Source organism: Actinokineospora sp. PR83, from assembly GCF_021056305.1.
GTDB lineage: Bacteria > Actinomycetota > Actinomycetes > Mycobacteriales > Pseudonocardiaceae > Actinokineospora > Actinokineospora spheciospongiae.
In genome coordinates this window covers 25,226-51,229 of the sequence record NZ_JAJCXD010000002.1, presented here as the reverse complement: position 1 = coordinate 51,229, position 26,004 = coordinate 25,226, and the positions used below count along the sequence as shown (strand labels likewise).

The 26,004-nt window shown below is 72.6% G+C and carries 21 protein-coding genes; 14 read left to right on the top strand and 7 right to left on the bottom strand.

Going from position 1 to position 26,004, the window contains the following annotated elements:
- The first annotated feature begins 41 nt into the window (after window positions 1-41).
- From L6E12_RS00505 to L6E12_RS00495, 3 genes are all read left to right on the top strand, one after another.
- Window positions 42-791, top strand: a complete 750-nt coding sequence (locus tag L6E12_RS00505; RefSeq protein WP_236225852.1) for a MerR family transcriptional regulator — start codon at window positions 42-44, stop codon at window positions 789-791.
- Between the two features lie 85 nt (window positions 792-876).
- A complete protein-coding gene (locus L6E12_RS00500) occupies window positions 877-1,173 on the top strand; it encodes a helix-turn-helix transcriptional regulator (RefSeq protein WP_236225851.1) in 297 nt (98 codons plus the stop codon).
- A complete protein-coding gene (locus L6E12_RS00495) occupies window positions 1,170-1,559 on the top strand; it encodes a VOC family protein (protein ID WP_308073887.1) in 390 nt (129 codons plus the stop codon). The genes L6E12_RS00500 and L6E12_RS00495 overlap by 4 nt, the downstream gene beginning before the upstream one ends.
- A 52-nt stretch (window positions 1,560-1,611) precedes the next feature.
- On the opposite strand, the gene L6E12_RS00490 is transcribed toward L6E12_RS00495, so the two are convergent.
- The 3 genes from L6E12_RS00490 to L6E12_RS00480 form a co-directional block, all read right to left on the bottom strand.
- Window positions 1,612-2,016: an SRPBCC family protein gene (locus L6E12_RS00490; RefSeq protein ID WP_236225850.1), complete on the bottom strand. Its 405-nt coding sequence runs from the start codon at window positions 2,014-2,016 to the stop codon at window positions 1,612-1,614.
- Window positions 2,017-2,044: 28 nt separating this feature from the next.
- A complete protein-coding gene (locus L6E12_RS00485) occupies window positions 2,045-2,512 on the bottom strand; it encodes a hypothetical protein (protein ID WP_236225849.1) in 468 nt (155 codons plus the stop codon).
- A 71-nt stretch (window positions 2,513-2,583) separates the two neighbouring features.
- The gene (locus L6E12_RS00480) at window positions 2,584-3,534 is read right to left on the bottom strand and encodes a sensor histidine kinase (RefSeq protein ID WP_236225848.1); all 951 of its coding nucleotides are present in this window, start codon (window positions 3,532-3,534) and stop codon (window positions 2,584-2,586) included.
- A gap of 140 nt (window positions 3,535-3,674) precedes the next feature.
- On the opposite strand from L6E12_RS00480, the gene L6E12_RS00475 reads away from it, so the two are divergent.
- Window positions 3,675-7,424: a SpoIIE family protein phosphatase gene (locus L6E12_RS00475; RefSeq protein WP_236225847.1), complete on the top strand. Its 3,750-nt coding sequence runs from the start codon at window positions 3,675-3,677 to the stop codon at window positions 7,422-7,424.
- A gap of 496 nt (window positions 7,425-7,920) precedes the next feature.
- Here the strand turns inward: L6E12_RS00475 and L6E12_RS00470 are convergent, their stop codons facing one another.
- Entirely contained in the window at window positions 7,921-8,289 is a 369-nt protein-coding gene (locus L6E12_RS00470) for an STAS domain-containing protein (protein ID WP_236225846.1), read from the bottom strand.
- Window positions 8,290-8,496: 207 nt separating this feature from the next.
- Between L6E12_RS00470 and L6E12_RS00465 the strand changes: the two genes are divergently transcribed.
- From L6E12_RS00465 to L6E12_RS00455, 3 genes are all read left to right on the top strand, one after another.
- A complete protein-coding gene (locus tag L6E12_RS00465; protein ID WP_236225845.1) occupies window positions 8,497-8,886 on the top strand; it encodes an ATP-binding protein in 390 nt (129 codons plus the stop codon).
- Between the two features lie 194 nt (window positions 8,887-9,080).
- Window positions 9,081-11,279 carry a xanthine dehydrogenase family protein molybdopterin-binding subunit gene (locus tag L6E12_RS00460; RefSeq protein ID WP_236225844.1) on the top strand — a complete coding sequence of 733 codons (2,199 nt, stop codon included), beginning with the start codon at window positions 9,081-9,083 and terminating at the stop codon, window positions 11,277-11,279.
- A 6-nt stretch (window positions 11,280-11,285) separates the two neighbouring features.
- Complete coding sequence (locus L6E12_RS00455) at window positions 11,286-11,750, top strand: (2Fe-2S)-binding protein (protein WP_236225843.1); 465 nt, start codon at window positions 11,286-11,288, stop codon at window positions 11,748-11,750.
- Between the two features lie 315 nt (window positions 11,751-12,065).
- Here L6E12_RS00455 and L6E12_RS00450 read toward each other — a convergent pair whose 3' ends face one another.
- Complete coding sequence (locus L6E12_RS00450) at window positions 12,066-12,764, bottom strand: alpha/beta fold hydrolase (RefSeq protein WP_236225842.1); 699 nt, start codon at window positions 12,762-12,764, stop codon at window positions 12,066-12,068.
- A 118-nt stretch (window positions 12,765-12,882) separates the two neighbouring features.
- Between L6E12_RS00450 and L6E12_RS34645 the strand changes: the two genes are divergently transcribed.
- From L6E12_RS34645 to L6E12_RS00425, 5 genes are all read left to right on the top strand, one after another.
- On the top strand, window positions 12,883-13,221 hold the full coding sequence (locus tag L6E12_RS34645; RefSeq protein WP_374201819.1) for a winged helix-turn-helix transcriptional regulator: 339 nt from the start codon (window positions 12,883-12,885) through the stop codon (window positions 13,219-13,221).
- A 107-nt stretch (window positions 13,222-13,328) separates the two neighbouring features.
- Complete coding sequence (locus L6E12_RS00440) at window positions 13,329-14,153, top strand: metallophosphoesterase (protein WP_236225906.1); 825 nt, start codon at window positions 13,329-13,331, stop codon at window positions 14,151-14,153.
- A gap of 179 nt (window positions 14,154-14,332) precedes the next feature.
- Window positions 14,333-14,791 (top strand): hypothetical protein, encoded by a 459-nt coding sequence (locus tag L6E12_RS00435; RefSeq protein WP_236225840.1) that lies wholly within the window; start codon window positions 14,333-14,335, stop codon window positions 14,789-14,791.
- Between the two features lie 88 nt (window positions 14,792-14,879).
- Complete coding sequence (locus L6E12_RS00430; protein ID WP_236225839.1) at window positions 14,880-17,381, top strand: RNA helicase; 2,502 nt, start codon at window positions 14,880-14,882, stop codon at window positions 17,379-17,381.
- Between the two features lie 4 nt (window positions 17,382-17,385).
- Window positions 17,386-18,231 carry an NUDIX domain-containing protein gene (locus L6E12_RS00425; protein WP_236225838.1) on the top strand — a complete coding sequence of 282 codons (846 nt, stop codon included), beginning with the start codon at window positions 17,386-17,388 and terminating at the stop codon, window positions 18,229-18,231.
- Between the two features lie 137 nt (window positions 18,232-18,368).
- On the opposite strand, the gene L6E12_RS00420 is transcribed toward L6E12_RS00425, so the two are convergent.
- Window positions 18,369-18,899 (bottom strand): superoxide dismutase, encoded by a 531-nt coding sequence (locus L6E12_RS00420; protein WP_236225837.1) that lies wholly within the window; start codon window positions 18,897-18,899, stop codon window positions 18,369-18,371.
- Between the two features lie 71 nt (window positions 18,900-18,970).
- The gene (locus tag L6E12_RS00415) at window positions 18,971-19,468 is read right to left on the bottom strand and encodes an FxsA family protein (RefSeq protein ID WP_236225836.1); all 498 of its coding nucleotides are present in this window, start codon (window positions 19,466-19,468) and stop codon (window positions 18,971-18,973) included.
- A gap of 514 nt (window positions 19,469-19,982) precedes the next feature.
- Here L6E12_RS00415 and gltB point away from each other — a divergent pair.
- Both gltB and L6E12_RS00405 read left to right on the top strand, forming a co-directional pair.
- Window positions 19,983-24,527, top strand: a complete 4,545-nt coding sequence (gene gltB, locus L6E12_RS00410; RefSeq protein ID WP_374201815.1) for a glutamate synthase large subunit — start codon at window positions 19,983-19,985, stop codon at window positions 24,525-24,527.
- The gene (locus tag L6E12_RS00405) at window positions 24,520-25,989 is read left to right on the top strand and encodes a glutamate synthase subunit beta (protein WP_236225834.1); all 1,470 of its coding nucleotides are present in this window, start codon (window positions 24,520-24,522) and stop codon (window positions 25,987-25,989) included. The genes gltB and L6E12_RS00405 overlap by 8 nt, the downstream gene beginning before the upstream one ends.
- Window positions 25,990-26,004: the final 15 nt, after the last annotated feature.

Genomic DNA, 26,004 nt, shown 5'->3' with positions numbered 1-26,004 from the left:
TAGCGTCGTCCGCGCCTGCCCGAACGGGCAGGCGGGAGGAGGTGAACGACGTGGTGGAGAAGCTCCACAAGGTCGGGCAGTTGGCCGAGGCGGCGGGTCTCACGGTGCGCACCCTGCACCACTACGACCGCCTGGGCCTGGTCAGCCCGTCGGCGCGGACCGAGGCGGGTCACCGCCTGTACGGGGAGGCGGACGTGGTCCGCCTGTACCGGGTGCTGGCCCTGCGCCAGATCGGGCTGTCCCTGGAGGCCATCGGCCAGGTCCTGGCGGGCGACGCTCCCTTGGAGCCACTGCTGGACCGGCACCGCGAGTACCTCGACGACCGGATCACGGCCCTGCGCACGCTGCGCGCGCAACTGGGCACCGTGCTGACGGCGGTACGGCGGGACCACCACGCCGACGTCACCGACTTCCTGGACCTGATCCGGAAGGTGACCACAGTGGACGAGACGATGCAGAAGTACTTCGACCGGACCCAGCTCGCCGCACTGGCCGAGCGCCGCGAACAACTGGGCGAGGACACCATCGCGGGTGCCGAGCGGGCCTGGCAGGTGCTCATCCCCCGCGTCCGGGCTGCGGTCGCGGCGGGCATGGACCCCGGCACGCCGGAGGCCCGCGAGATGGCCCGCGAGTGGATGGGCCTGCTGGAGCAGTTCCACGGCGGCGACAGCGGGCTGCGCGACTCGATGTACCGGATGTACGAGGAGAACGCGGCGCGGATCGAGCAGGAGTTCTGCGGCCCCGACCAGGAGCTGATCGACTTCATCACCCGCGCCAACGCCACCGCCTGAACGCACGACCAGGGGTGGGTCGGGGGTCGCTCCCCGGCCCGCCCCACCTTGACAGGCAAGTGATGGCTTGCGTATAACTGTGCCCGTGGACGCGAACCCCGAGCTGTTCAGGGCTCTCGGCGACGCGACGCGACGCACCATCCTGGACGAACTGACCGACAAGGACGGTCAGACGCTGTTCGAGATCTGCGGCAGGCTGACGATGAAGCACGGCCTGGGCTCCTCGCGCCAGGCCATCTCGCAACACCTCGCGGTACTCGAACAGGCAGGTCTGGTGCGCACCCGGCGGGAAGGCCGGTACAAGTTCCACCACATCGACACGGGCCCGCTGCGCTCCATCGCGGAGCGGTGGCCCACAGACCGAGGAGAACCGAACCCGTGATCCGCATCAACATCACCAGCGTGTTCGTCGACGACCAGGCCAAGGCTCTGGCCTTCTACACCGAGAAGCTGGGGTTCACCAAGAAGACCGACGTGCCCGCCGGTGAGGCCCGTTGGCTCACCCTGGTCTCCCCCGCCGACCCGGACGGTGTCGAACTGCTGCTGGAGCCGGACGGCCACCCGGCGGCGGGTCCGTTCAAGAAGGCGCTGGTCGCTGACGGCATCCCGTTCACCCAGTTCGCCGTGGACGACGTGCCCGCCGAGGTCGAGCGCCTCAAGGGGCTGGGCGTGCGGTTCACCCAGGACGCGACCGACCTGGGACCGGTGGTCGTCGCCGTCTTCGACGACACCTGCGGCAACCTGATCCAGCTCGCCGCCATGAAGTAGTCCCCGCGCCGCCGACCCGAACGCGTTCCACGACAAGGGGTTCAGGGTGGGATCAGGCGGCGGCGACGGCCTGGGTCAACTGGGCCACGGTCATCTCGATCCCCGACTGGACTTCCGGGTCGTCGGTGCGCGCGGTGTGCAGGGAGACCTCGATCGAGCACTCCCCGGCGCCGATGTCGGTCACCTGGAGGCAGCCGTGGTAGTCGTCGGGGCCGTCCGCGCCCCAGCGCAGCGAGCGGGTCTCCGGGTCGACCAGGAGCCAGGCCTTGGCGGCGACCCGTTCACCGTCCACATCGGTCTCGATCGCCACCTCCCGGTTCCCGGAGGACTGTTCCCCCAGGGGCTCCGCGCTGACCATCCTGGGGAAGTAGTCGGGCAGGTGGCGGACGTCGGAGAGGTAGGCGAAGACGTCGTCGGCGGGAACGGCGGCGGTGGCGGTGTGGCTGTAGTGGCACATGCGAACCGGGTACCCACGCCGACAACGGTTACACGAGCCAGCCCGGGGTGGGTGCGTCGTTCTCCTCGCACCACTCGATGGAGCCGACCGTCCACAGCAGAGCCAGGACCAGCACGTCGATCGGGTCGTAGCGCTCGTCCTCGCGCAGGGCCAGGCCCAGCTGGAAGTCGGTGTCCTCCGGCCTGCCGTTCAGCTCGGCGAGCAGGGCGCGCACCAGCGCGCGGACCGGCGGGTCGAGCTGGTCGACGACGACGGGCTGGCCGTCCTCGTCGCGCAGGTCGAGCACGAACGCCTTGTCCGCCACGGGGGTGTCGGCGCGCAGCAGCATCATGTCGGCGGTGGCGACCACCAGTTCGTGCAGCACCGCGGTCAGGCGCTCGCGGTGGTCGGGACCGGTCAACACGTCGAGCGCACCGTCGGTGCCGCGCGGGTCGGCACCGCCACCGCGGGTGACGGCGACGAGCCTGCGGGCCATGCCGCGGGGGTGCTCGGTCATCTCCTCGTCCTCCAGGTCGCGATCAGGATCTGGCTGTCACTGCCTGGGGACGTACCCGGTCTCCCGGTGGGTCAAGCACCCGTTCTGCGGGCGAAGTGCGCGCGGATCGTCGTCCCGCCCGCACCGGTGTGCACCGCGACGAGGTCGGCGAGGGTGTTCACCAGCAGCAGACCGCGGCCGTTGGGCTGGTTGTGCGGGGCCGGGCGCAGGCCCGCGAGCTGGTCGACCAGCCTGCCCCGGTCGCGCACCTCGCACACCAGGCCGTCCGCGTCCGCCCACAGCCGCAGCACCGCCGCGCCGCCGCCGTGCTCGACGCTGTTGGTGAGCAGCTCGGTGACCACCAGCGCCACGTCACCGGCCTGCTCCTCGTCGAGGCCCACGTCGCGGGCGCGCTCGCCCGCGAGGCCGCGCGCGGTCGCCAGCCGCCCGCTGTCGACCTCCAGCTCGACCGCGGCCTCGGTCTCGGGGAAGGGCTGGTTGTAGGTCTCCAGCGCGACCTGCGGGGCGTAGCGGGGGCTGAGCCGCCGGGCGCCGTGCTCCAGCACCCCGGGGTGGGTGGCCAGCGCGTCGGCCAGCTCCCCCGGGCGCAGCCGCCGGGCGTCGTAGGGGCAGAGCACCCGCACGGCCCGGCCGTCGAGCAGGGAGTTCGTCAGCGCCTCGTGCCGCACGCAGGACCGGTAGGCCGCGGGCGTGCGCCCCGGCCAGACCACCTCGGTGACGACCCGGGCGCCCAGGTGCAGCACCGGGTGCAGCACGGCGGGGACGAGCCTGCCGGGGTTGCCGCCGACGTGGGCGATGTCGAGCCAGCGCACCCGCTCGCCGACGCCGTCGGCGGCGCAGCGGGCGCGCAGCGGGTCGAGGTTCGGGGCGGGCACGGCCACGGTCACCGACTCGCCGCCGAGGACGCCCTCGCGCACGAAGGCGGCGACGCAGTCGAGGTACTCGTCGTGGTCCCGGTAGAACAGCGCGGTGTGGTCGCGCGCGGTGGGCACCGGGTGCGCGCGGTCCGGCGGGTCCGTCAACCGTCCACGCCCCTCTCGGCCATCACGGGTTGAGTGCGCTCAATCTAGCCCGCCCCGCCCACCCCGGCCGGACACCGTGTGGTGCGGACACCCGGGTTGTGCCCGGATACTGTCCCCGGCGACGACGGGAGGCGGCTGGGTTGGCGGTCGAGCACGAGGGCGAGCGGATCGGCCAGCCGTTCACCGGGTCGGACCCGGTGACCGGGCTGCTGGCCGCGGTCGACTGGGCGGGCACCCCGCTCGGGCCTGCCGGGGACTGGCACCCGCAGCTGCGGTCGGTGGTGCGCACGATGATCTCCTCCCGCCAGCAGATGGTGCTGTTCTGGGGGCCGGAGCGGATCGCCGTCTACAACGACGCCTACGCCCCGACCATCGGCGACAAGCACCCCCGCGCGCTGGGGCGGCCCGCCGAGGAGAACTGGGGCGAGCTGTGGGAGGTGCTGGCGCCGCTGCTGGACCGGGTCCACCGCACCGGCACCCCGTTCTGGGCGCAGGACCACCCGTTCCCGATCGAGCGGCACGGCTTCTTGGAGCAGACCTACTTCGACGTCTCCTACGACCCGGTGTTCGTCGACGACCCCGTGGGCGGGGACGGGGCGGTGTACGTCGGCGGGGTGCTGTGCCTGGTCACCGAGACCACCGGCCGGGTGCTGGGCGAGCGGCGGATGCGCGCGCTGGGCAGGCTCGGCACGCTGCTGACCGGGCTGTCGGACACCGAGCGGATCGGCCGGGTCACCGCCACCGCGCTCGCCGACGACCCCGAGGACGTGCCGCGGGCGCTGCTGTACCTGCTCGACGGCGAGCAGTTGGTCCTGGCGGGTGCGGTCCACCGCGAGTCCGCGCCGCTGACCGTCAACCTGGTGGGGCCCGACCCGGTCGTCGAGGTGCTCCGCACGGTGTTCGCCGACGGGGAGGCGGCGTGGCTACCGGAACCGCCCGGCGGCGGGGCGCGCGCGCTGGCGCTGCCGCTGACCTCGCTGACCGGGGTGGGCGGGGTGCTCGTCGCGGTGCCGAACCCGATGCTGGACCTGTCGTCCGGGTACCGCGAGTTCCTCGACCTGGTGGCCGCCGCGGTGTCCGCGGCCCTGGCGAACGCGGCCACGCACGACGCCGAGCGCGCGCGGATCGAGTCGCTGGCCGAGCTGGACCGGGCCAAGACCGAGCTGTTCGCCAACGTCAGCCACGAGCTGCGCACCCCGCTGACGCTGATCGCCGGTCCCGCCGAGGACGCGCTGGCCGACGCGGACGAGCCGCTGCCGCCGACGCACCGCGAGCGGGTGGAGGTGATCCGCCGCAACGCCGCCCGGCTGGTGCGGATGGTGGAGAACATCCTCGACTTCACCCGGATCGAGAGCGGCTCGCTGCGGGCCGAGCCCGGTGCCACCGACCTGTCGGTGTTCACCGCCGCGATCGCCGACTCGTTCCGACCCGCGGTCGAGCGGGCGGGCCTGGAGCTGCGGGTGGACACCCCGCCGCTGCCCAGGGAGGTGGCGGTCGACCGGGACATGTGGCAGCGGGTGGTGCTGAACCTGCTGTCGAACGCGCTGAAGTTCACCCTCTCCGGCTCGATCGAGGTGGCTGTCGCCGACCTCGACGGCCGGGCCGTGCTCACCGTGGCCGACACCGGCCTGGGCATCCCGGCCCAGGAGCTGCCCCGGCTGTTCGACCGGTTCCACCGGGTCCGCGAGCCCGCCGCCCGCTCCCGCGAGGGCACCGGCATCGGGCTGGCCTTGGCCGCGGAGCTGGTGCACCTGCACTCCGGCGACATCCACGCGGCGAGCGAGCCGGGGGTGGGCACCACCTTCACCGTGACCCTGCCCTACGGCGAGGCCCCCGCGGCCACCGCCACCCCGGCGCGCGGCGCGGTCGCCGAGGCGTACCTGGACGAGGCGCTGGGCTGGAGCGGGGGCACGTCCTGGGTGGAGGCGCTGCCGCAGACCGACCCGCGCGCCACCGGCGGCTCCCGGGTGCTGGTGGTGGAGGACAACGCCGACCTGCGCGGGTTCCTGGTGCGGCTGCTGAGCAGGCACTGGGAGGTGGCGGTCGCGGCGAACGGCGACGAGGCCCTGACCGCGGTCCGCCGGGGCAGGCCGGACCTGGTGCTGACCGACGTGCTCATGCCCGGCCTGGACGGGTACGGGCTGCTGGCCGCGCTGCGCGGCAACCCCAGCACCGAGCACATCCCGGTGATCCTGCTGTCGGCCCGGGCGGGTGAGGAGGCCGCGATCGAGGGCCTGGCCGCGGGCGCGGACGACTACCTGTCGAAGCCGTTCTCCGCCCAGGAGCTGGTGGCCAGGGTGCGGTCGAACCTGGAGCTGGCCCGGCTGCGCAGCCACCAGGCGGCCTGGCGGGCGGCGCTGGTGGAGTCGCTGGACGACGGGTTCTTCATGATGGACGCGGCGGGCACGATCCTGGAGATGAACGCCGCCTGCGGGCAGATCCTCGGCTTCGACGCCCGCGGCCTGCCCTACCCGCGCCCCTACCCGTGGTGGCCGGTCAGCGAGGTCGACCCGCGCGCCGCGCAGCGCCTGGAGGACGCACTGGACCAAGCGCTGGCCGGGGGCGGCGGCCGGTTCGAGGTGCCCGCCCGGCGCGACACCGGGCGCCGGGTGTGGCTGGCGGTGAGCGTCAACGAGGTGCCGCCGCTGGGCACGGGTCCGAAGCTGTTCGTCGGCACCGTGCGCGACGTGACCTCCGACCGGGTGGCCGCCGAGCGCGACGCCGCGCTGGCCACCTTCGCCGCCGCGCTGGCCGACGCCACCGACGTGGGCGAGGTGCTGGCGGCGGGCAGCAGCGGCCTGGGCGGGGCGTGGTCGACCCGGCCCGCGGTGGCGGTCGCCTGGGTCCGGGGTTCGGAGGGGTCGGACACCCGCGGCGACCGGCCCGAGGTGGTCGCCGACGCCGACGGGCGCGGCTGGGACGACCTGCCCGCGCACGCCCGATCGGCGCTGGCCGCCGCCCAGCGCACCCGCACCCCGCAGGTGGTGCCCGAGCCGGGGGCGGACCGCCGCTCGCTGGGCATCGCCGCCCGGTTGGACGCCGCGGGCGAGGAGACGGCGGTCTGGTTGGAGCTGGACCCGCCGCAGCGGGTGTCCGACGTGGACCGGTTCCTGTTCGGTTCGCTGTGCGCCCAGCTCGGCCTGGCGCTGACCCGGGCCCGCTCGTTCGACGAGCAGCGAACCGTGGCGGTGACGCTGCAACGCTCCATCCTGGGCCCCACCGACCTGCCCGACGGCTTCGCCGTGCGCTACGAACCCGCCCTGGAGCCACTGGAGGTCGGCGGCGACTGGTACGACGTGGTGCGCCTCGACGAGCACCGGGTGGGCGTGGTGGTGGGCGACTGCGTGGGCCGCGGGCTGCGCGCGGCGTCGGTGATGGGCCAGCTCCGCAGCGCCTGCCGGGCGCTGCTGCAACAGGCGATCGACCCGGCGCAGGTGCTCACCGCGCTGGACGACTTCGCCGAGCTGCTGCCCGGGGCCACCTGCACCACGGTGTTCTGCGCGATCGTCGACGACCGGGCCGGGACCCTCGTCTACAGCAGCGCGGGACACCTGCCCGGCCTCGTCGCGGGTCGGGGCGGGCGCACCAGCAAGCTGGACGGGGCGAGTTCGGTGCCGCTGGCGGTGCGCGGCACCGGGGCGCGCCCGCAGGCCACGGTGGACCTGGAGGACGGCTGCACCGTCCTGCTCTACACCGACGGCCTGGTGGAACGGCGCGGGGAAGTCATCGACGACGGCATCGACCGGGCCGTGCGGGCGCTGGTGGAGGCCGGGGACGCCCCGACGCTGGACGAGGCGCTGCACCGGGTGATCACCGGCCTGGCACCCGAACACGGCCACGACGACGACGTCGCGGCACTGCTGTACCGGCACACCGCCGGGGGGATGTGAGCCCACCGGGGCCTGTCCGCAACGCAGGCCACCCCGAGAACGCCGACCCGGCTGCCTGCCACGCCGCCCCCACCGAGCGCAGCCGCCGACCACCCCGAAAACCACCTGCCCGGCTACCAACCGCCCGAACCGGCATCAGCGCAACACCCAACCACCCCACACAAACCGGCGGCCCGGCTACCAGCCACCCAAAACCTCACCGGCGCAGCGATAACCAGCCACCCCGAAAACCGCAGGCCCGGCTACCCAACTGCCCGGGTGGGTGGATGTGCTTGGCCGGGGGTGGCGATCATGTGCAAGCCTGCTCGGGCTGTGGGGCATCCCTTCAGCCCCACTCGGTCACACTGGGCACATGATCGCCATAGGGGCCCCGGCCAAGCACATCCACCCAGCCGGGCGTCCCTACACAAAGACCGGGGCTTTGGAGACGCGCACCCCGTCGGGCACCCCCATCAAAAATCGCGGGCTCGAAGACACGGCCCGCGGTGAGAACCGCTCAGCCCGAGGCGTGGTCGGCGGCCAGGGCGGCCTCCGCGGACGGGTAGACGGCGAGGACCTTGTCCAGGGAGCTGACCTGGATGGCGCGCAGCACCGGCCCGCCGTTGCTGACCACCCGCAGCGCCGCGCCCCGGTCGACCAGGTCGCGGTGGTACTCCACCAGCAGGGCGAGCCCGGCGGAGGCGAGGAAGCCGACCCCGCTGAGGTCGAGCACCACGGGGCGCTCGTCGGTGCGGCGGGCGGCGGCGTCGTCGAGGCCCCGGCGCAGGATGGGGGCGGTGCCCATGTCGATCTCACCGCGCACGCGCAACAGGATGGCCTCGGCGTTGTCGCCCGCTTCGACCGTCAACATCTCGGACGTACTCATGGCAGCCCTTCCGGAACGGAGCATGGGGACGAGGGCCGCTGGCTGCTCAACGTCCCGCGGCGATATTAGTCGGGACCGGGCGGGGCCCGCCGAACCGCGCCCGGGAAAGGCGTGTCGAACGTGATCGTCCGGGGTAGCCAGCCGGGGCGTGCGTCCGCCGGAGGGGACGGCCGCCGTGCTGAGCGTGGGGACTGAGGGAGCATGACCGTGTCGGAGACAGCGCACACCCGGGTGGAACTGCGGTTGCCCGCCGAGTTCGGCAGCCTGCCGGTCGTGCGCGGGGTCGCCGCGACCGTGGCGATGGGGGCCGACCTGACCGTCGACGCGATCGCCGACCTGCGCCTGGCGGTGGACGAGGCGTGCTCGCAGGTGATCGCCCTGGCCCGGCCGGGAGCCCAGTTGACCTGCGCGTTCCACTCCACCCCGGCGGGCATCCGGGTGAACGCGGCGGCGCCGTCGAAGGACGGCAGGCTGCCCTCGACGGACTCCTTCGGCTGGCACGTCCTGCGCACCCTGACCGACGAGGCGCGCACCTGGCTCGACGACGGCGACGACCACCCGCTGCACGTGGAGATTCTCAAGCGCAACGCGGGCTGACCGGCCCCCGCACCTCCGCCGCACGCCGCGCGCGCCCTGGGCCGTCCGGCCGCAGAGAGTGTGGTTGTACGCACAATCGGACGCACGCGTGCCGCACAGTGTGAGCAGAAGTCGCTCAGGCGACTACGCACCGTTGCCCCCGCCCTCCCTGCCCGCATAGGGTCGTGATCCGGTCCCGGTTCGAGGAGGCGCTGATGACCAGCTCGCGAATCGGCAGGCGGACCGTGCTCGCGCTGCTGGTGGCCGCCCCCACGCTCACCGTGGCGGGCACCCTGCTCGACTCCCCCGCCGCGGACGCCGCCATCCCCACCCTGCCCGCCCCGGCCGACATCCTGGACCTGGGCGACGTGCTGATCCTGGCGGGCACCCCGACCGCGCACATGCTCGTCCTGCGGGTCGACCCCGACGGCACGGCCACCCTGCGGCTGCCGCGCGCCGAGGTCGGCCAGGGCATCACCACCGCCGCCGCCATGCTGGTCGCCGAGGAGCTGGACCTGCCGGTCGACCGGGTCCGGGTGGAACTCGACGACGCCCGGCCGGAGCTGCTGTTCAACCAGCTCACCGGCAGCTCCAACACCATCCGCTCGGTCTACGGCCCGATCCGCAACGCCGCCGCCCTGGCCAGGGCCCGGCTCCTGGCCGCGGCGGCGGCGCGGCTGCGGGTGCCGACCGGCGCGCTCACCACCCGCGCGGGCGTCATCACCGCCACCGACGGCCGCACCGCCCGCTACGGCGACCTGGCCGCCGCCGCGGCGGACCCGAAGCTGTTCGTCGGCCTGGTCCTGCCCAAGCCCGAGCGCGACTTCACCGTCGTGGGCACGCCGACCTCCCGGATCGACGCGCGGGCGATGGTCACCGGGAAGCAGCGCTACACCCTCGACCTCGACGTGCCCGGCGCGCTGCCGACGATGGTGCGCCGGGCACCCACGATCAACGGCACGGTCCGCTCGGTGGACAACGAGGCCGTCGTGCGCGCCATGCCCGGCGTGCTCGCCCTGGCGGTGATCCCCACCGGCGTGGCCGTGGTCGCGGAGACCTTCGGCCAGGCGCTCGACGCGAAGGAAGCCCTGGCCGTCACCTGGAACGGCGGCACGGTCGACGGCGAGTCCGACGACACGATCACGGCGAAGCTGCACGCGGCCACCGCCGGGTTCGGCGGACCGCCACTGCTGGGCAAGGCGGTCGACGCGGAGTTCGACTTCGCCTTCGTCAGCCACGCCCCGATGGAGACCAACTCCGCCGTCGCCGACGTGCGCGCCGACCGGGCCGAGATCTGGGCCGGGCTCAAGTCGCCGATCAACGCCAAGGAGGGCATCGCCGAGGCCCTCGGGCTGCCGGTGGACAAGGTCACCGTGCACGTGACCCAGGGCGGCGGCTCCTTCGGCCGCAGGCTCTTCGCCGACGCCGCCCTGGAAGCCGCCCAGGTCTCCAGGGCGGTGGGCAGGCCGGTCAAGCTGATGTGGTCGCGGGTGGACGACATGCGCCACGGCCGGGCCCGCGCCGCCAGCCACCACAAGATCCGCGCCGTGCACGCCCTGGGCAACGTGGTCAGCTTCGAGCACCGCGTGGCCAGCGTGGAGACCGACTTCGGCCACGGGGTGGGCGACGCGATCACCGCCGAGGCCGCCCAGCTACCGGTCGCGGGCGGTCTCGCCTTCGCCCAGGTCGTCTTCCTGACCACGATCAAGTCCCCGTACAACCTCGGGCTCACCGGCCAGTCGCTGACCGAGGTCCCGCTCAAGATGCACACCGGAAGCTGGCGGTCGGTCTACTCGGCCAACACCCGCGGCGCCGAGGAGATCGTCGTCGACGAACTCGCCCGGTCGATGGGCCGAGACCCGGTCGCCTTCCGCCGGGAGTTCCTCAAGACCGACCGGCAGCGCGCCGTGCTCGCCAAGGCCGCCGCCGAGGGCCAGTGGGGCCGGGCGATGCCCGCCGGGTTCGCCCAGGGCATCGCCTTCCACGAGGAGTACAAGTCCTGCGTGGTCTACCTGGTGGAGCTCGACGCCCACGACCCGGCCGCCCCCCGGGTGGTCCGGGCGACCATCGCCGTGGACACCGGCCGCGTGATCAACCCGCGCGGCCTGGAGTCACAACTGCTGGGCGCCCTCACCGACGGCATCTCCACCACGCTGCGCGCGGGCCTGCACATCGACCGGGGCCTGCCCCTGGAGGGCAGCTACTCGCAGTTCCACTACGCCCGCCAGGAGGACTCCCCCACCGACGTCCGCATCTTCACCATGCCCACCACCGGCTCCCCGGGCGGCGCGGGCGAACTGGGCGTCCCCGCCGCGGTGGGGGCGATCGCCAACGCCTACGCCCGGGCCACCGGCCGCAAACCCCGCCGCTTCCCGCTGAACTTCCCCGTCGACTTCGACCCGTTCCCGAGGTAGGCCGCCATGCCCCAGCACACCTTCACGGTCAACGGCGAGACGGTCACCGTCGAAGCCCCCGCCGACCTGCCCACCCTCTGGGCCCTGCGCGACAAACTGGGCGTCACCGGCCCGAAGTACGGCTGCGGCATCAACGTCTGCAAGGCCTGCACCAGCCACCTCGACGGCGAGGCGTTCAACCCCTGCGTCACCCCGGTCTCCGAGGTCGCGGGCCACTCGGTCACCACCATCGAGGGCCTGGCCGACGGCGAGGTGCTGCACCCGGTCCAACAGGCCTGGCTCGAACAGGACGTCGCCCAGTGCGGCTACTGCCAACCGGGCCAGATCATGGCCGCGGCAGCCCTCCTCCGCCACACCCCGAATCCCACCGACGCCGACATCGACGCGATCGAGAACGTCTGCCGCTGCGGCTCCTACTTCCGCGTCCGCACAGCGATCAAACGAGCCGCCGAACTGATGCGCGACACCTGAGCCGCCCCCAAGGCCGCCCACCCACCAACCGCCAGCCAGGCGGCCAGCCACACCGAACCCATCGTGCGCAGCCGCCGACCGCCCAACAAACCGGCGGCCCGGCTAAGAAAATGCCCGGGTGGGTGGATGTGCTTGGGTGGGGGTAGCGATCATGTGCAAGCCTGCTCGGGCTGTGGGGCATCTCTTCAGCCCCACTCGGTCACACTGGGCGCATGATCGCTGTAGGGGCCCCGCCCGAGCAGATCCACCCACCCGGGCACCAGCGACAAACGACCGGGCTTTGAAAACCCAGCCACGGCCGAGCGAATCCCAGGCTCAGGCCGCCTCAAGCAGCAACCCCGCCAACTCCCCAGGCATCGTGATCATGCAGTCGTGCCCGGTCGGCAACTCCCGCACCCGCTCCCCCACCGGCACCGCACGCCGAGTAATACCCACCTGCGGAACCCCAACGCAGTGCACATGCGTCCGCGCAATCGCCAACCCAGCCGGGTCATCCATCCGAACCGCCTCCCGCAGACACCGCACCGGCTGGTCCGACAACATCGACCGCAACCAAGCGACATCACCAGGATCGGTGACCCCGAACAACCCGAGCGGCGCGGGCTGCTCCGGCATCGGCGGAACCCGCCACCCGTCCACAGCCGCAGCGATCAACTGCTCGGTGACAGGCAGCACGTCAACCGCCGCCTCACCGTCCTCGGGCACCATCGCGTCCAAGAACACCAGGTGCGCGATCCGCCCGGGAACCCGGTCGGCCACCCCGGAGATGACCATCCCGGCGTAGCTGTGCCCGACGAGCACGACGCCCTCCAAGCGCTCGTCCTCGATCAACCCCACGACGTCGTCGACGTGGGTGCCGAGCCCGACCTCGGGACCCAGCAGGTGCGCCTTGTCGCCGTACCCGGTCAGCGACGGCGCGTACACCCGGTGCCCGGCTGATTCCAGCAGCGGGACCACCCGATCCCAGCTCCGCCCGCTGTGCCAGGCGCCGTGCACCAGCAGAAATGTGGCCATGGGAATGCGGTTCTCCTTCGTGCCTCGGTACCATTCGGTAACCGGGAACATCGTCATCCCCACGACGCACACCGGGCAATACGGCACTTTCGAGTGCCCCGGTTCCCAGGAGGTGACCGTGCAGGACCCGTGCCAGGCCCGCGAGGTGCTCGGGATCGTCGGGGACAAGTGGGCGCTGCTGGTCGTGCGCACGCTCAAGGACGGGCCGCGGCGCTTCACCGAGCTCAAGCGGGCCGTCGACGGCATCAGCCAGCGCATGCTCACCGTGACGCTGCGCGACCTGGAGCGCGACGGGCTCCTGACGCGCACGGTCCGCGAGGTCATGCCGCCGCACGTCAGCTACGAGCTGACCGCGATGGGCCACACCCTGCGCGAGGCCACCGCACCGCTGCTGGAGTGGAGCATCGCCCACCTGCCGCACATCGACGCCGCCCGCGCGGCCTACGACAACCGCTAGGCCACCTCACGGCACCGGGCTCGCGCGAACCCCGAACCCGGCCCGGGTGTCCCCCACCACAGCGGGGACGGGCGGCGGGATGCGAAGATCGGTCGGTGGGCACCCTCATGGCGATCAGCGATCTGCACATCTCCTACGAGGAGAACCGCGAGATCGTGCGCGGACTGCGACCCGAGACCCCGGACGACTGGCTGATCGTGGCCGGTGACGTGGCCGAGACCGTCGCCGACGTGCGGTGGGCGCTCGGGCTGCTCGCCGAGCGGTTCGCCAAGGTCGTCTGGGTCCCGGGCAACCACGAGCTGTGGACGATGAAGGACGACCCGGTGCAGGCGCGCGGGGTGGCCCGCTACGAGGCGCTGGTGGCGCTGTGCCGGGAGCTGGGCGTGGTCAGCCCGGAGGACGAGTACCCGGTCTGGACCGGCGAGGGCGGCCCGGTCCGGATCACCCCGCTGTTCCTCGGTTACGACTACACCTGGTACGCCCCGGGCACCTCCACCAAGGAGGAGTCACTGGCCTACGCCCACAACACCGGCGTGGTCTGCACCGACGAGTACTACCTGCACCACGACCCGTACCCGAGCCGCGACGACTGGTGCCGGGCGCGGGTGGCGGAGACCGAGCGCAGGCTGCTGGGCTGCGACCAGTCGGTCCCGTTCCTGTTCGTCAACCACTACCCCCTGGTCCGCGAGCCCACCCGGGTCCTGCACTACCCGGAGTTCGCGCAGTGGTGCGGGACCGAGCTGACCGCCGACTGGCACACCCGGTTCAACACCGCCGGGATGATCTACGGGCACCTGCACATCCCGCGGATCACCCACCACGACGGCGTCAAGTTCCAGGAGGTCTCACTCGGCTACCCGCGCGAGTGGCGCAGGCACGGCCACCCGCACGGCGTGCTGCGCCGGATCCTTCCCACCCCGTCGCGGGTGTGAACACCGCCTGACCTGCGGCAACCGCTGTCAATGTGGTTGCCATCACGCCATGTTATGCCCAGGTGGGATGTCACCGCGGTGATCAATCCCGGCCATCCTGGCGTGCATCGGTCGACCGGCCGCCCAGGCCGCCCGAGGTCTGGGTTCCCCCGGTCACCCTGTGCGAGAGGTGGCGGGCCATGACCGCGGCGGAGCTGTCCACACCCCTGATCGGCGGGGGCACCCCGGCGTTCGACCTGCACGACTACCGGCGGGTCCTGGGCTGGCCCGCCGACGGCGACCGGTTCGGCGTCTACCTCGAACTCGGCCGCGACGTGGGCGGGCTGCGGATGCGCGCCGGGCTGGGCGCGGAGGTGCAGTGGTGGCTGCGGTTGCGGATGCTGGCCGGACCGGTGCTGGCCACCCCGGGCAAGCGCACCGAGTGGACGTTCCTGGTGCACCCCTCCCCCGACGGCGCCCGCCGCCCGCTGCCGCCCGGGGTGGAGCCGGTCGAGGCCCTGGTGCTGCTGCCCACCGCGGGGACCCCGGAGGACGTCACCCACTGGGCCACCGCGCCCACCCCGGAGCACGCGGTGCTGCCGCAGGCGGGCTCGGTGATCGGCGCCGTCCGCAGCGTCCTCTACGGCCACCGCTTCTGACCGGCGCGCGCGGGGCCCGGTGACGTGACCGGCGGGCCGGTGACGTGACGGGCAGCCCCGGCGGACCGTCTGGCACGATCGGCTCACCATGACGCTGACCGCGCGGATCCCCGCCTCCCCCGACCCAGACAGCCTGTTCGACGCCTTCTCCGAGTGGGCGGGCGAGCAGGGGCTGAGCCTCTACCCCGCGCAGGAGGAGGCGCTGCTCGAGATCGTATCGGGGGCCAACGTCATCCTCAACACGCCCACCGGTTCGGGCAAGAGCCTGGTGGCCACCGGCGCGCACTTCACCGCGCTGGCCGAGGGGCGGCGCACCTTCTACACCGCGCCGATCAAGGCGCTGGTCTCGGAGAAGTTCTTCGCGCTGATCGAGACCTTCGGCGCGGAGAACGTCGGCATGATGACCGGCGACTCCAGCGTCAACGGTGGGGCGCCGATCATCTGCTGCACCGCGGAGATCCTGGCCAACATCGCCCTGCGCGACGGGGCCGAGGCCGACGTGGGCCAGGTCGTGATGGACGAGTTCCACTTCTACGCCGAGCCCGACCGCGGCTGGGCGTGGCAGGTGCCGATCATCGAGCTGCCCAGGGCGCAGTTCATCCTCATGTCGGCGACCCTGGGTGACGTCAGCCGGTTCGAGGAGGACCTGACCCGGCTCACCGGCCGCCCGACCGTGGTGGTCACCTCCGCCGAGCGCCCGGTGCCGCTGTTCTACTCCTTCGGCATGACCCCGCTGACCGAGGCGCTGGAGGAGTTGCTCTCCACGAACCAGTCGCCGGTCTACGTCGTGCACTTCACCCAGGCCGCCGCGCTGGAGCGGGCGCAGGCGCTGATGAGCGTGAACGTGTGCACCCGCGAGGAGAAGGACGCGATCGCCAAGCTGATCGGGAACTTCCGGTTCTCCTCCGGCTTCGGCAAGACCCTGTCGCGGTTGGTGCGCCACGGCATCGGCGTGCACCACGCGGGGATGCTGCCCAAGTACCGCAGGCTGGTGGAGCGGCTGGCCCAGGCCGGGCTGATGAAGATCGTCTGCGGCACCGACACCCTGGGCGTCGGCATCAACGTGCCGATCCGCACGGTGGTGTTCACCTCGCTGTCGAAGTACGACGGGGTGCGCACCCGGCTGCTCAAGGCGCGCGAGTTCCACCAGATCGCGGGCCGGGCGGGCCGGGCGGGCTTCGACACCCTGGGCACCGTGCTGGTGCAGGCGCCCGAGCACGTGATCGAGAACGAGAAGTCGCTGGCCAAGATCGGCGACGACCCGAAGAAGCGGCGCAAGTTCGTCCGCAAGAAGCCGCCGGAGGGCATGGTCTCCTGGGGGCTGCCGACGTTCGAGCGGCTGGTGGCGGCCGAGCCGGAGCCGCTGACGTCGAGCTTCAAGGTCAGCCACTCCATGCTGCTCAACGTGATCGGCCGCCCCGGCGACGCGTTCACCGCGATGCGGCACCTGCTGGAGGACAACCACGAGGACCGGGCCGCGCAGCGCAGGCACATCCTGCGGGCCATCGCCATCTACCGCGGCCTGCGCGAGTCCGGTGTGGTCGAGGAGCTGCCGGAGCCCGACGAGCAGGGCCGCCGGGTGCGGCTGACGATGGACCTGCAACTGGACTTCGCGCTCAACCAGCCGCTGTCGCCGTTCGCGCTGGCCGCCTTCGAGCTGCTGGACCGGGAGGCGCCCGGCTACGCGCTGGACGTGCTGTCGGTGGTGGAGTCCACACTGGACGACCCGAGGCAGGTGCTCTCGGCGCAGCAGCACAAGGCGCGCGGCGAGGCCGTGCAGGCGATGAAGTCCGAGGGCATCGAGTACGACCAGCGGATGGAGCTGCTGGAGCAGGTCACCCACCCCAAGCCGCTGGCCGAGCTGCTGGGTGCGGCGTTCGAGACCTACCGGCGCGGGCACCCGTGGGTCGGCGACCACCGGCTGTCGCCGAAGTCGGTGGTGCGCGACATGTTCGAGCGCGCGATGACCTTCACCGAGTACGTCTCGTTCTACCAGCTCGCCCGGTCCGAGGGGCTGGTGCTGCGGTACCTGGCCGACGCCTACCGGGCGGTGCGCCAGACGGTGCCGGACGAGATGAAGACCGAGGAGCTGACCGACCTGGTCGAGTGGCTCGGCGAGCTGGTCCGCCAGGTCGACTCCAGCCTGCTCGACGAGTGGGAGAAGCTGAGCAACCCCGACGACGAGGACCCCACCGAGCCGGTCGACGACACCCCGCCCGCGATCACCGCCAACCCGAGGGCGTTCCGGGTGCTGGTGCGCAACGCGCTGTTCCAGCGGGTGCAGCTCGCCGCCCGGCGCGACTGGTACGGCCTGGGGCAGCTCGACGGCGACACCGGGTGGGACGCCGAGGCGTGGGAGGACGCGGTCTCCCCGTACTTCGAGGTGCACAGCCAGATCTCGGTGGGCCCGGACGCGCGTGGCCCGGGGCTGCTGGCGATCGAGGTCGAGCCGGAGCGCTGGCTGGTCCGGCAGGTCTTCGACGACCCGAACGGCGACCACGACTGGGGCTTCACCGCCGAGGTCGACCTCGCCGCCTCCGACGAGGCGGGCACGGCGGTGCTCTACATCACCGCCGCGGGCGAGCTGTAGGCCCGTGCGCGGCGACGGCGACCGCGTGGTCCGCTGCGGCCTCGGGCACGTGCACTGGGGCCGCCACGGGGCGGCGGGCCTGCTCCCGGTCCACCGCCCCGACGGGGGCGAGGCGCACGTGCTGTTGCAGCAACGCGCCCTGTGGACCCCCGGCGGCGGCACGTGGGGGACCTTCGGCGGTGCGCGGGACAGCCACGAGGACGCGGTGACCGCTGCGCTGCGGGAGACCGCGGAGGAGAGCACCCTGGACCTGGACCTGGTGCGGCCGTTCGGGACGCGGGTGGTCGACCACGGCGGGTGGGCCTACACGACGGTGCTGGCGGTGGCCTCGGCGATGCCGCGGGTGCGCCCCGGGTCGAACGAGACGAGGGCCGCCGCCTGGGTGCCGGTGCCCGGGGTCACCGCGCGGAAGCTGTTCGCCCCCTTCGCCGCGAGCTGGACGGAACTCATGGACGAGCTGGTCCCACCCGTGTTGATCGTCGACTGCGCCAACGTCATGGGGTCGCGCCCGGACGGCTGGTGGCGCGACCGCGCGGGCGCCGCCACCCGGCTGCGCGACGGGCTGGCGGAGGTGGTGCGCGCGGGCGTGGCCGACTTCGCGGGCCTGGACACCGCGTACCCGGAGGCGGTCCTGGTGGTCGAGGGCCGCGCCCGCGGCATCGGGTCGGTCGACGGGGTCACCGTGGTCGACTCCCCCGGCGAGGGCGACGACACGATCGTCGAGCAGGCCAGGGCGCACGCGGGCGGACCGTGCTTCATGGTGACCGCCGACCGGGAACTGCGGGCCCGCTGCGCGGCGGAGGGGGCCGAGGTCCTCGGCCCCCGCTGGCTGCTCGACCGCCTGGGCTGACCGCCCATCCCGGTCGACGCTGTCTCGGCTTCGCGCCGAACCCATTCAGCGGGAACGCTTTCCCGCACGGGAACCCGCTGCACCGGTTCAGCGACAGCGGGTGTCCACTCGACGACCCTCGGCGAAGAGTCGCCCGACTACTGGCGGGTCAGCGGCAGGCAGGCGAGGCGCGCACCCGCCGTGCCCGCCTGGCCTGCCTCGGTGTGGGTGTGCTGGGCGTGCAGCACCACCGAGTTCGCCAGGCGCGAGGACAGCGGCCAGTCCACCTCGGCACTGGTGACGGCGTTGCCGCCCACGTCCGTGGTGAAGTCGAGCCACACCTCGTTCTCCGGGTTGGCGTAGGCCGGGTCGACCGAGGGCTGCACGGGGTCGGGCCGGTTCTGGGTGTGCGGGCCCGCGGCGGCGGGGTCCGCGCCGCAGGTGCCGGTGTGCACGTGCGCGCCGTAGTGGTGGGCGGGCAGCAGGCCGCGCACCCGCAGCAGTACCACCGTCCGGTGTCCCGATTCGACTGGGACGACGTCCAGGGGGTCACCGGTCTCGATCGGTACAGCGACGGCGGACGCGCCCACGGGAACCGCGGCGGTGTCGTAGGTGTAGAGCGGGCCGGTCGGGGAGAACTGCGCCGTGGGAGACAACAGCAGCAGGAAGAGGGCGCCGAGGACATGCATGTCCGGAACAATTCCACCACCGGCGTCCCTCCCAAGCGGACACCCCGGGTGATTCAGCTCATCGAGTGATGTCACTCGCCCCGACGGGGTGGGATGACGATCACCCGGGGCTCGCCGCGCCGCGCCTCGTCCGACTCCACGACCACCGAGTCGACCACCACCGAGTCGACCACCTGCGGCTCCACGACCTGGGAGTCCACGACGAACGGCCGCGCCCCGGCGCGGTCGGCGCGGCGCAGCGCCCAACCGCGCACCACCGCGCGCGTGGGCGGCAGCAGCAGGAGGAAGCCCAGGACGTCGCTGATGAAGCCGGGCAGGAACACCAGCACACCCGCGGCGGCGATCAGCACCCCGTCGACCAACTCCTTCTGCGGCGGCCTGCGCCGCAGGACCGACTCCTGGAGGGCGGCCAGGGTCCTGCGGCCCTCGCGGCGCAGCAGGGCGGCGCCGAGCACGGTTCCGGCCACCAGCAACAAGATCGTCGGCAGCACACCGAGGAGACCACCCACGGTGACCACGACGGTGAACTCCGCGACGACAGCGAGGAACATCATGAGCAGGATGGGCACGGCGTAGGCTCCTCTGTCAGCACCCGGTGGGGTCCTGGACCGCTTCGTTGGTCGGATGTCTTTACAACGCACGAGGCCGCGGAAACGCTCCCGACACCGAAAAACGCCAGGTCAGCGGCAAAATCACCCGATCGGGGAGCGCGTCAAGACCACGTGGCGTTTCCCACGGGGGCCAAACGGTGTATCCCGATAACGCCGAGTTCACACTATTGTCATGAGAACGCCCGGATGACCCCGGGCCCGACGCTACGCTCGGCGACGGCCCCGCCCGCACCGGATCCCGGTGCCGCCGCCCGCGATCGGCATCCAGCACACGCTGGGACCTGCACGACAACTCGAAGCACAGCGCGGTGCTTCACCCACTCCCGCACGATGAGGTGCGCTCCACCGCCCGAGCCCGGGCAAACCCGTCGCCGGGACTTCACCGACCGCGACACCGGGCCGAGTCGCCGGTGAAGGTGCTCATCCGGCCTTCCCGCTGCTCGAGCGACCGCCCGCGTGTGCGCTCCAGACCATGGGAGGGCCGCTAGCTGTGACGACCCGCCAAGACCACCTCCGCGGTGGTCTCTACGACGAGAACTTCGAGCACGACGCCTGCGGTGTCGCCTTCGTGGCCGACCTCGCGGGCCGCAGGGACCACGCGATCGTGGCGAAAGCTCTCGTCGCCCTGCGCAACCTGGAGCACCGCGGTGCCAGAGGCGCCGAACCCGACACCGGTGACGGGGCAGGCATCCTGATCCAGGTCCCGGACGCGTTCTACCGCGACGTCGTGGACTTCGCGCTGCCCGAGCCCGGCGCCTACGCCGTGGGCACCGCGTTCCTGCCCACCGACCCCGGCGCGCGCGCCGAGGCCGTCGCCGGGATCGAGGCGGTGGCCGGGGAAGAGGGCGCCGTCGTCCTGGGCTGGCGCGAACTGCCGGTCGTGGCCGAGCACACCGGGGCCACCGCGCGGGCGGTCATGCCCGCCTTCGCCCAGCTCTTCCTGGCCGCCGCCGACGGCTGCGCCGGGATGGCGCTGGAGCGCCTGGCCTTCTGCGTGCGCAAGCGCGCCGAGCACGCCGGGGCCGACCACGGCGTGTACTTCGCCAGCCTCTCCGCGCGCACGATCGTCTACAAGGGAATGCTGACCGAGCCCCAGGTCGAGGCGTTCTTCCCGGACCTGTCCGACGAGCGGGTCACCAGCTCCATCGGCCTGGTGCACTCCCGGTTCTCCACGAACACCTTCCCGGCCTGGCCGCTGGCGCACCCGTACCGGTACGTGGCGCACAACGGCGAGATCAACACCCTGCGCGGCAACCGGAACTGGATGGACGCGCGCGAGTCGATGCTCGCCAGCGACCTGGTGCCCGGCGACCTCAAGCGCATCTTCCCGGTCATCACCCGCGGCGCCAGCGACTCCGCCTCCTTCGACGAGGTGCTGGAGCTGCTGCACCTGGGCGGGCGCAGCCTGCCGCACGCGGTGCTGATGATGATCCCGGAGGCCTGGGAGAACCACACCGAGATGGACCCGGCCCGCCGGGCGTTCTACGAGTTCCACTCCACCCTGATGGAGCCCTGGGACGGCCCCGCCCTGGTGTCGTTCACCGACGGCACCCAGATCGGCGCCGTGCTCGACCGCAACGGCCTGCGCCCGGCCCGCTACTGGGTGACCGAGGACGGGCTGGTCGTGCTGGCCTCCGAGGTGGGCGTGCTGGACATCGACCCGACCACGATCGTCCGCAAGGGACGGCTGGAGCCGGGCCGGATGTTCCTCGTCGACACCGCCGAGGGGCGGATCATCGACGACGAGGAGATCAAGGGCTCGCTGGCCGCGGAGCACCCGTACGGCGAGTGGGTCCGCCAGGGCCTGCTGCCGCTGGAGACGCTGCCCGCCCGGGAGCGCGAGGTGCCCACGCACTCGTCCCTGGTGACCCGCCAGCAGGCCTTCGGCTACACCGAGGAGGAGCTGGCGCTGCTGCTGGAGCCGATGGCCCGCACCGGCGCGGAGCCGATCGGCTCGATGGGCAACGACGCCCCGCTGGCGCCGCTGTCGAGCAGGCAGCGACCGCTGTTCGACTACTTCAGCCAGCTCTTCGCCCAGGTGACCAACCCGCCGCTGGACGCCATCCGCGAGGAGCTGGTGACCTCGCTGGGCACGCTGATCGGCGCCGAGCCGAACCTGCTGGCCGCGGGCGCGGACTCCTGCCGCCGCATCTCGCTGCCCTACCCGGTGATCGACAACGACGAGCTGGCCAAGCTGGCGCACGCCAACGACGACGGCGACCTGCCGGAGTTCCAGTCGGTCACCATCCACGGCCGGTTCGACGTGCGCGGCGGCGGCGACGCCCTGCGCGAGCAGCTCGACGAGATCCGCTCGGAGGTGTCCTGGGCGATCCGGCACGGCGCCAAGGTCATCGTGCTGTCCGACCGCGGCGTGCAGGAGCACCAGGCGCCGATCCCGTCGCTGCTGCTCGTCGGCGCGGTGCACCAGCACCTGGTCCGGGAGAAGACCCGCAGCCAGGTCAGCCTGGTCGTGGAGTCCGGCGACGCCCGCGAGGTGCACCACGTGGCGCTGCTGATCGGCTACGGCGCGTCCGCGGTCAACCCGTACCTGGCGATGGCCACGGTCGAGGACATGGCGAACCGGGGCCTGATCAAGGGCACCGACGCCGCCACCGCGACCCGCAACCTGATCAAGGCGCTGGGCAAGGGCGTGCGCAAGACCATGTCGAAGATGGGCGTGTCCACCGTGGCCTCCTACCACGGCGCGCAGATCTTCGAGGCGCTCGGCCTTGGCCCGGAGGTCATCGCGGCCTGCTTCACCGGCACCACCTCGCGGCTGGGCGGCATCGGCTTCGACGTGCTGGCCGAGGAGGTCGCGCAGCGGCACGCCACCCCGTTCCCACCGGGCGACCTGCACCCCACCCACCGCGAGCTGAACGTCGGCGGCGACTACCAGTGGCGCCGCGAGGGCGAGCCGCACCTGTTCAACCCGCAGACGGTGTTCAAGCTCCAGCACTCGACGCGCTCCGGGCAGTACGAGGTCTTCAAGGACTACACCCGGCTCGTCGACGACCAGTCGGTGGCGCTGAAGACGCTGCGCGGGCTGTTCGCCTTCCGCGAGGGCCTGCGCCCGCCGGTGCCGATCGAGGAGGTCGAGCCGGTCTCGTCCATCGTGAAGCGGTTCGGCACGGGCGCGATCTCCTACGGCTCGATCTCCAGGGAGATGCACGAGACGCTGGCCATCGCGATGAACCGCCTGGGCGGCAAGTCGAACACCGGCGAGGGCGGCGAGGACCCCGAGCGCCTCTACGACCCGGCCCGCCGCTCGGCGGTCAAGCAGGTGGCCTCCGGTCGCTTCGGCGTCACCAGCGAGTACCTGGTCAACGCCGACGACATCCAGATCAAGATGGCCCAGGGCGCCAAGCCCGGCGAGGGCGGGCAACTGCCCGGGGCGAAGGTGCACCCGTGGATCGCCCGCACCCGGCACTCCACCCCGGGCGTCGGGCTCATCTCCCCGCCGCCGCACCACGACATCTACTCCATCGAGGACCTCGCCCAGCTCATCCACGACCTGAAGAACGCCAACCCGGCCGCCCGCATCCACGTGAAGCTGGTGTCCGAGGTCGGTGTGGGCACGGTCGCGGCCGGGGTGTCCAAGGCCCACGCCGACGTGGTGCTCATCTCCGGGCACGACGGCGGCACCGGCGCCTCGCCGCTGTCGTCGATCAAGCACGCGGGCGGGCCGTGGGAGCTGGGCCTGGCCGAGACGCAGCAGACGCTGCTGGCCAACCGGCTGCGCGACCGGATCGTGGTGCAGACCGACGGGCAGCTCAAGACCGGCCGCGACGTGGTCATCGCGGCGCTGCTGGGCGCCGAGGAGTTCGGCTTCGCCACCGCGCCGCTGGTGGTGTCGGGCTGCGTGATGATGCGGGTGTGCCACCTCGACACCTGCCCGGTGGGCGTGGCCACGCAGAACCCGGCGCTGCGGGCGAAGTTCTCCGGCAAGCCGGAGTTCGTGGTGAACTTCTTCGAGTTCATCGCCCAGGAGGTGCGCGAGTACCTGGCGGCGCTGGGCTTCCGCTCGATCGAGGAGGCCGTCGGGCACGCCGAGGTGCTCGACACCCGCACCGCGGTCGACCACTGGAAGGCCGCCGGGCTCGACCTGACGCCGATCTTCCACGTGCCGGAGCTGGAGCCGCGCGCGGCCCGGCACCGGACCACCACCCAGGACCACGGCCTGGACAAGGCGCTGGACAACACGCTGATCCAGCTCGCCGAGGGGTCGCTGAACTCCGGCGACAAGGTGCGCCTGGAGCTGCCGGTGCGCAACGTCAACCGGACCGTGGGCACCATGCTCGGCTCGGAGCTGACCAAGCGCTGGGGCGGCGAGGGCCTGCCCGACGACACCATCGACGTGACCTTCACCGGCACGGCGGGCCAGTCGTTCGGCGCGTTCGTCCCCAAGGGCATCACGCTGCGGCTGATCGGTGACGGCAACGACTACGTCGGCAAGGGCCTGTCCGGCGGGCGGATCACGGTGCGCCCGCACCCGGGGTCGCAGTTCGCCGCCGAGGCGCACGTGATCGCGGGCAACGTGATCGGCTACGGCGCCACCGGCGGGGAGATCTTCCTGCGCGGCAAGGTGGGCGAGCGGTTCTGCGTGCGCAACTCCGGCGCGCTGGCCGTCGTCGAGGGCGTCGGCGACCACGCCTGCGAGTACATGACCGGTGGCCGGGTGGTGGTGCTCGGGCCGACCGGGCGCAACTTCGCGGCGGGCATGTCCGGCGGCGTCGCCTACGTGCTGAACCTGTCGAAGGCGCGGATCAACCCGGAGATGGTCGACCTCGACCCGCTCGACGCCGACGACCACGACTTCCTGCGGCAGACGATCGCCAAGCACCTCGCCGAGACCGATTCGGCGGTGGCGCGGGCACTCCTGGCGGACTGGGACGACTCGGTCACCCGGTTCACCAAGGTGATGCCGAAGGACTACAAGCGGGTGCTCGCCGCCCAGGCCGCCGCCGTGCGCGACGGCCGCGACATCGACCAGGCGATCATGGAGGCCTCGCATGGCTGACCCCAAGGGCTTTCTCACCACCCGCCGCGCCACCCCCGCCAGCCGCCCGGTGTTCCTGCGGCTGCGGGACTGGCGCGAGGTGTACGAGGCCGACAGCGTCGCCGAGTTCACCAAGGGCGGCAAGGGCTCCGAGCAGGCCGGGCGCTGCATGGACTGCGGCATCCCGTTCTGCCACCAGGGCTGCCCGCTGGGCAACCTGGTCCCGGAGTGGAACACGCTGGTGTGGCGGGACGACTGGCGCGCGGCGAGCGAGCGGCTGCACGCGACGAACAACTTCCCGGAGTTCACCGGCACGCTGTGCCCGGCGCCGTGCGAAGCCGCGTGCGTGCTGGGCATCAACGACGACCCGGTGAGCATCAAGCGCGTCGAGATCTCGATCATCGACCGCGCCTGGGACGAGGGCTGGGTGACCCCGCAGGCGCCGACGGTCAAGACCGGCAAGAAGGTCGCCGTCGTCGGCTCCGGCCCGGCCGGGCTGGCCGCCGCCCAGCAGCTCACCCGCGCGGGCCACGACGTGGTGGTCTACGAGCGGGCCGACGCCATCGGCGGGCTGCTGCGCTACGGCATCCCCGAGTTCAAGATGGAGAAGTTCCGCCTCGACCGCCGCCTGGCGCAGATGCGCGCGGAGGGCACGCTGTTCCAGACGGGGGTCGACATCGGCGTCGACATCTCGGTGGAGCAACTGCGCGCCGACCACGACGCGGTCGTGCTGGCGGGCGGGGCCACCGCGTGGCGCGACCTGCCGGTGCCCGGCCGCGACCTGGCGGGCATCCACCAGGCGATGGAGTACCTGCCTCCCGCGAACAAGGTGGCGGCGGGGTCGCTGGACCGCTCCCCCATCCACGCCGAGGGCAAGCACGTGGTGGTCATCGGCGGCGGCGACACCGGCGCGGACTGCGTCGGCACCGCCCACCGCCAGGGCGCCAAGTCGGTCACCCAGCTGGAGATCATGCCCCGGCCCGCCGAGACCCGCTCCGAGCTGCACCCGTGGCCGACCTACCCGATGCTCTACCGGGTCACCTCGGCGCACGAGGAGGGCGGCGAGCGCGTCTACGCCGTGTCCACCACCGAGTTCGTCGGCGACGAGCAGGGCAACGTCCGCGCCCTGCGGCTCACCGAGGTGGTCAACGAGGGCGGCCGGTTCGTCCCCGTCGAGGGCAGCGAGCGCGAGATCCCGGCCGAGCTGGTCACCCTGGCGATGGGCTTCGTCGGCCCGGAGAAGGGCCCGCTGCTCGACGGCCTCGGCGTCGACCTGGACCCGCGCGGCAACGTGGCCAGGGCCCGCGACTACCAGACCAACGTCCCGGGCGTGTTCACCGCCGGGGACATGGGCCGGGGCCAGTCGCTGATCGTGTGGGCCATCGCGGAGGGCCGCGCGGCCGCCGCGGGCGTCGACACCTACCTCACGGGCCGCACGGTGCTGCCCCGCCCCATCGAGCCGACGGACCGCCCCCTGGTCTGACGCTCCCGAGGACGA

Excerpts from the sequence above, each read along its gene's own strand:
- L6E12_RS00490 (WP_236225850.1), bottom strand. The coding sequence starts at position 2,016 with ATGTGCCACTACAGCCACACCGCCACCGCCGCCGTTCCCGCCGACGAC.
- L6E12_RS00420 (WP_236225837.1), bottom strand. The coding sequence starts at position 18,899 with ATGCATGTCCTCGGCGCCCTCTTCCTGCTGCTGTTGTCTCCCACGGCG.
- L6E12_RS00470 (WP_236225846.1), bottom strand. The coding sequence starts at position 8,289 with ATGAGTACGTCCGAGATGTTGACGGTCGAAGCGGGCGACAACGCCGAG.
- gltB (WP_374201815.1), top strand. The coding sequence starts at position 19,983 with ATGGGAGGGCCGCTAGCTGTGACGACCCGCCAAGACCACCTCCGCGGT.
- L6E12_RS00435 (WP_236225840.1), top strand. The coding sequence starts at position 14,333 with ATGACCGCGGCGGAGCTGTCCACACCCCTGATCGGCGGGGGCACCCCG.
- L6E12_RS00405 (WP_236225834.1), top strand. The coding sequence starts at position 24,520 with ATGGCTGACCCCAAGGGCTTTCTCACCACCCGCCGCGCCACCCCCGCC.
- L6E12_RS00485 (WP_236225849.1), bottom strand. The coding sequence starts at position 2,512 with ATGACCGAGCACCCCCGCGGCATGGCCCGCAGGCTCGTCGCCGTCACC.
- L6E12_RS00460 (WP_236225844.1), top strand. The coding sequence starts at position 9,081 with ATGACCAGCTCGCGAATCGGCAGGCGGACCGTGCTCGCGCTGCTGGTG.
- L6E12_RS00430 (WP_236225839.1), top strand. The coding sequence starts at position 14,880 with ATGACGCTGACCGCGCGGATCCCCGCCTCCCCCGACCCAGACAGCCTG.
- L6E12_RS00455 (WP_236225843.1), top strand. The coding sequence starts at position 11,286 with ATGCCCCAGCACACCTTCACGGTCAACGGCGAGACGGTCACCGTCGAA.
- L6E12_RS00440 (WP_236225906.1), top strand. The coding sequence starts at position 13,329 with ATGGCGATCAGCGATCTGCACATCTCCTACGAGGAGAACCGCGAGATC.
- L6E12_RS00450 (WP_236225842.1), bottom strand. The coding sequence starts at position 12,764 with ATGGCCACATTTCTGCTGGTGCACGGCGCCTGGCACAGCGGGCGGAGC.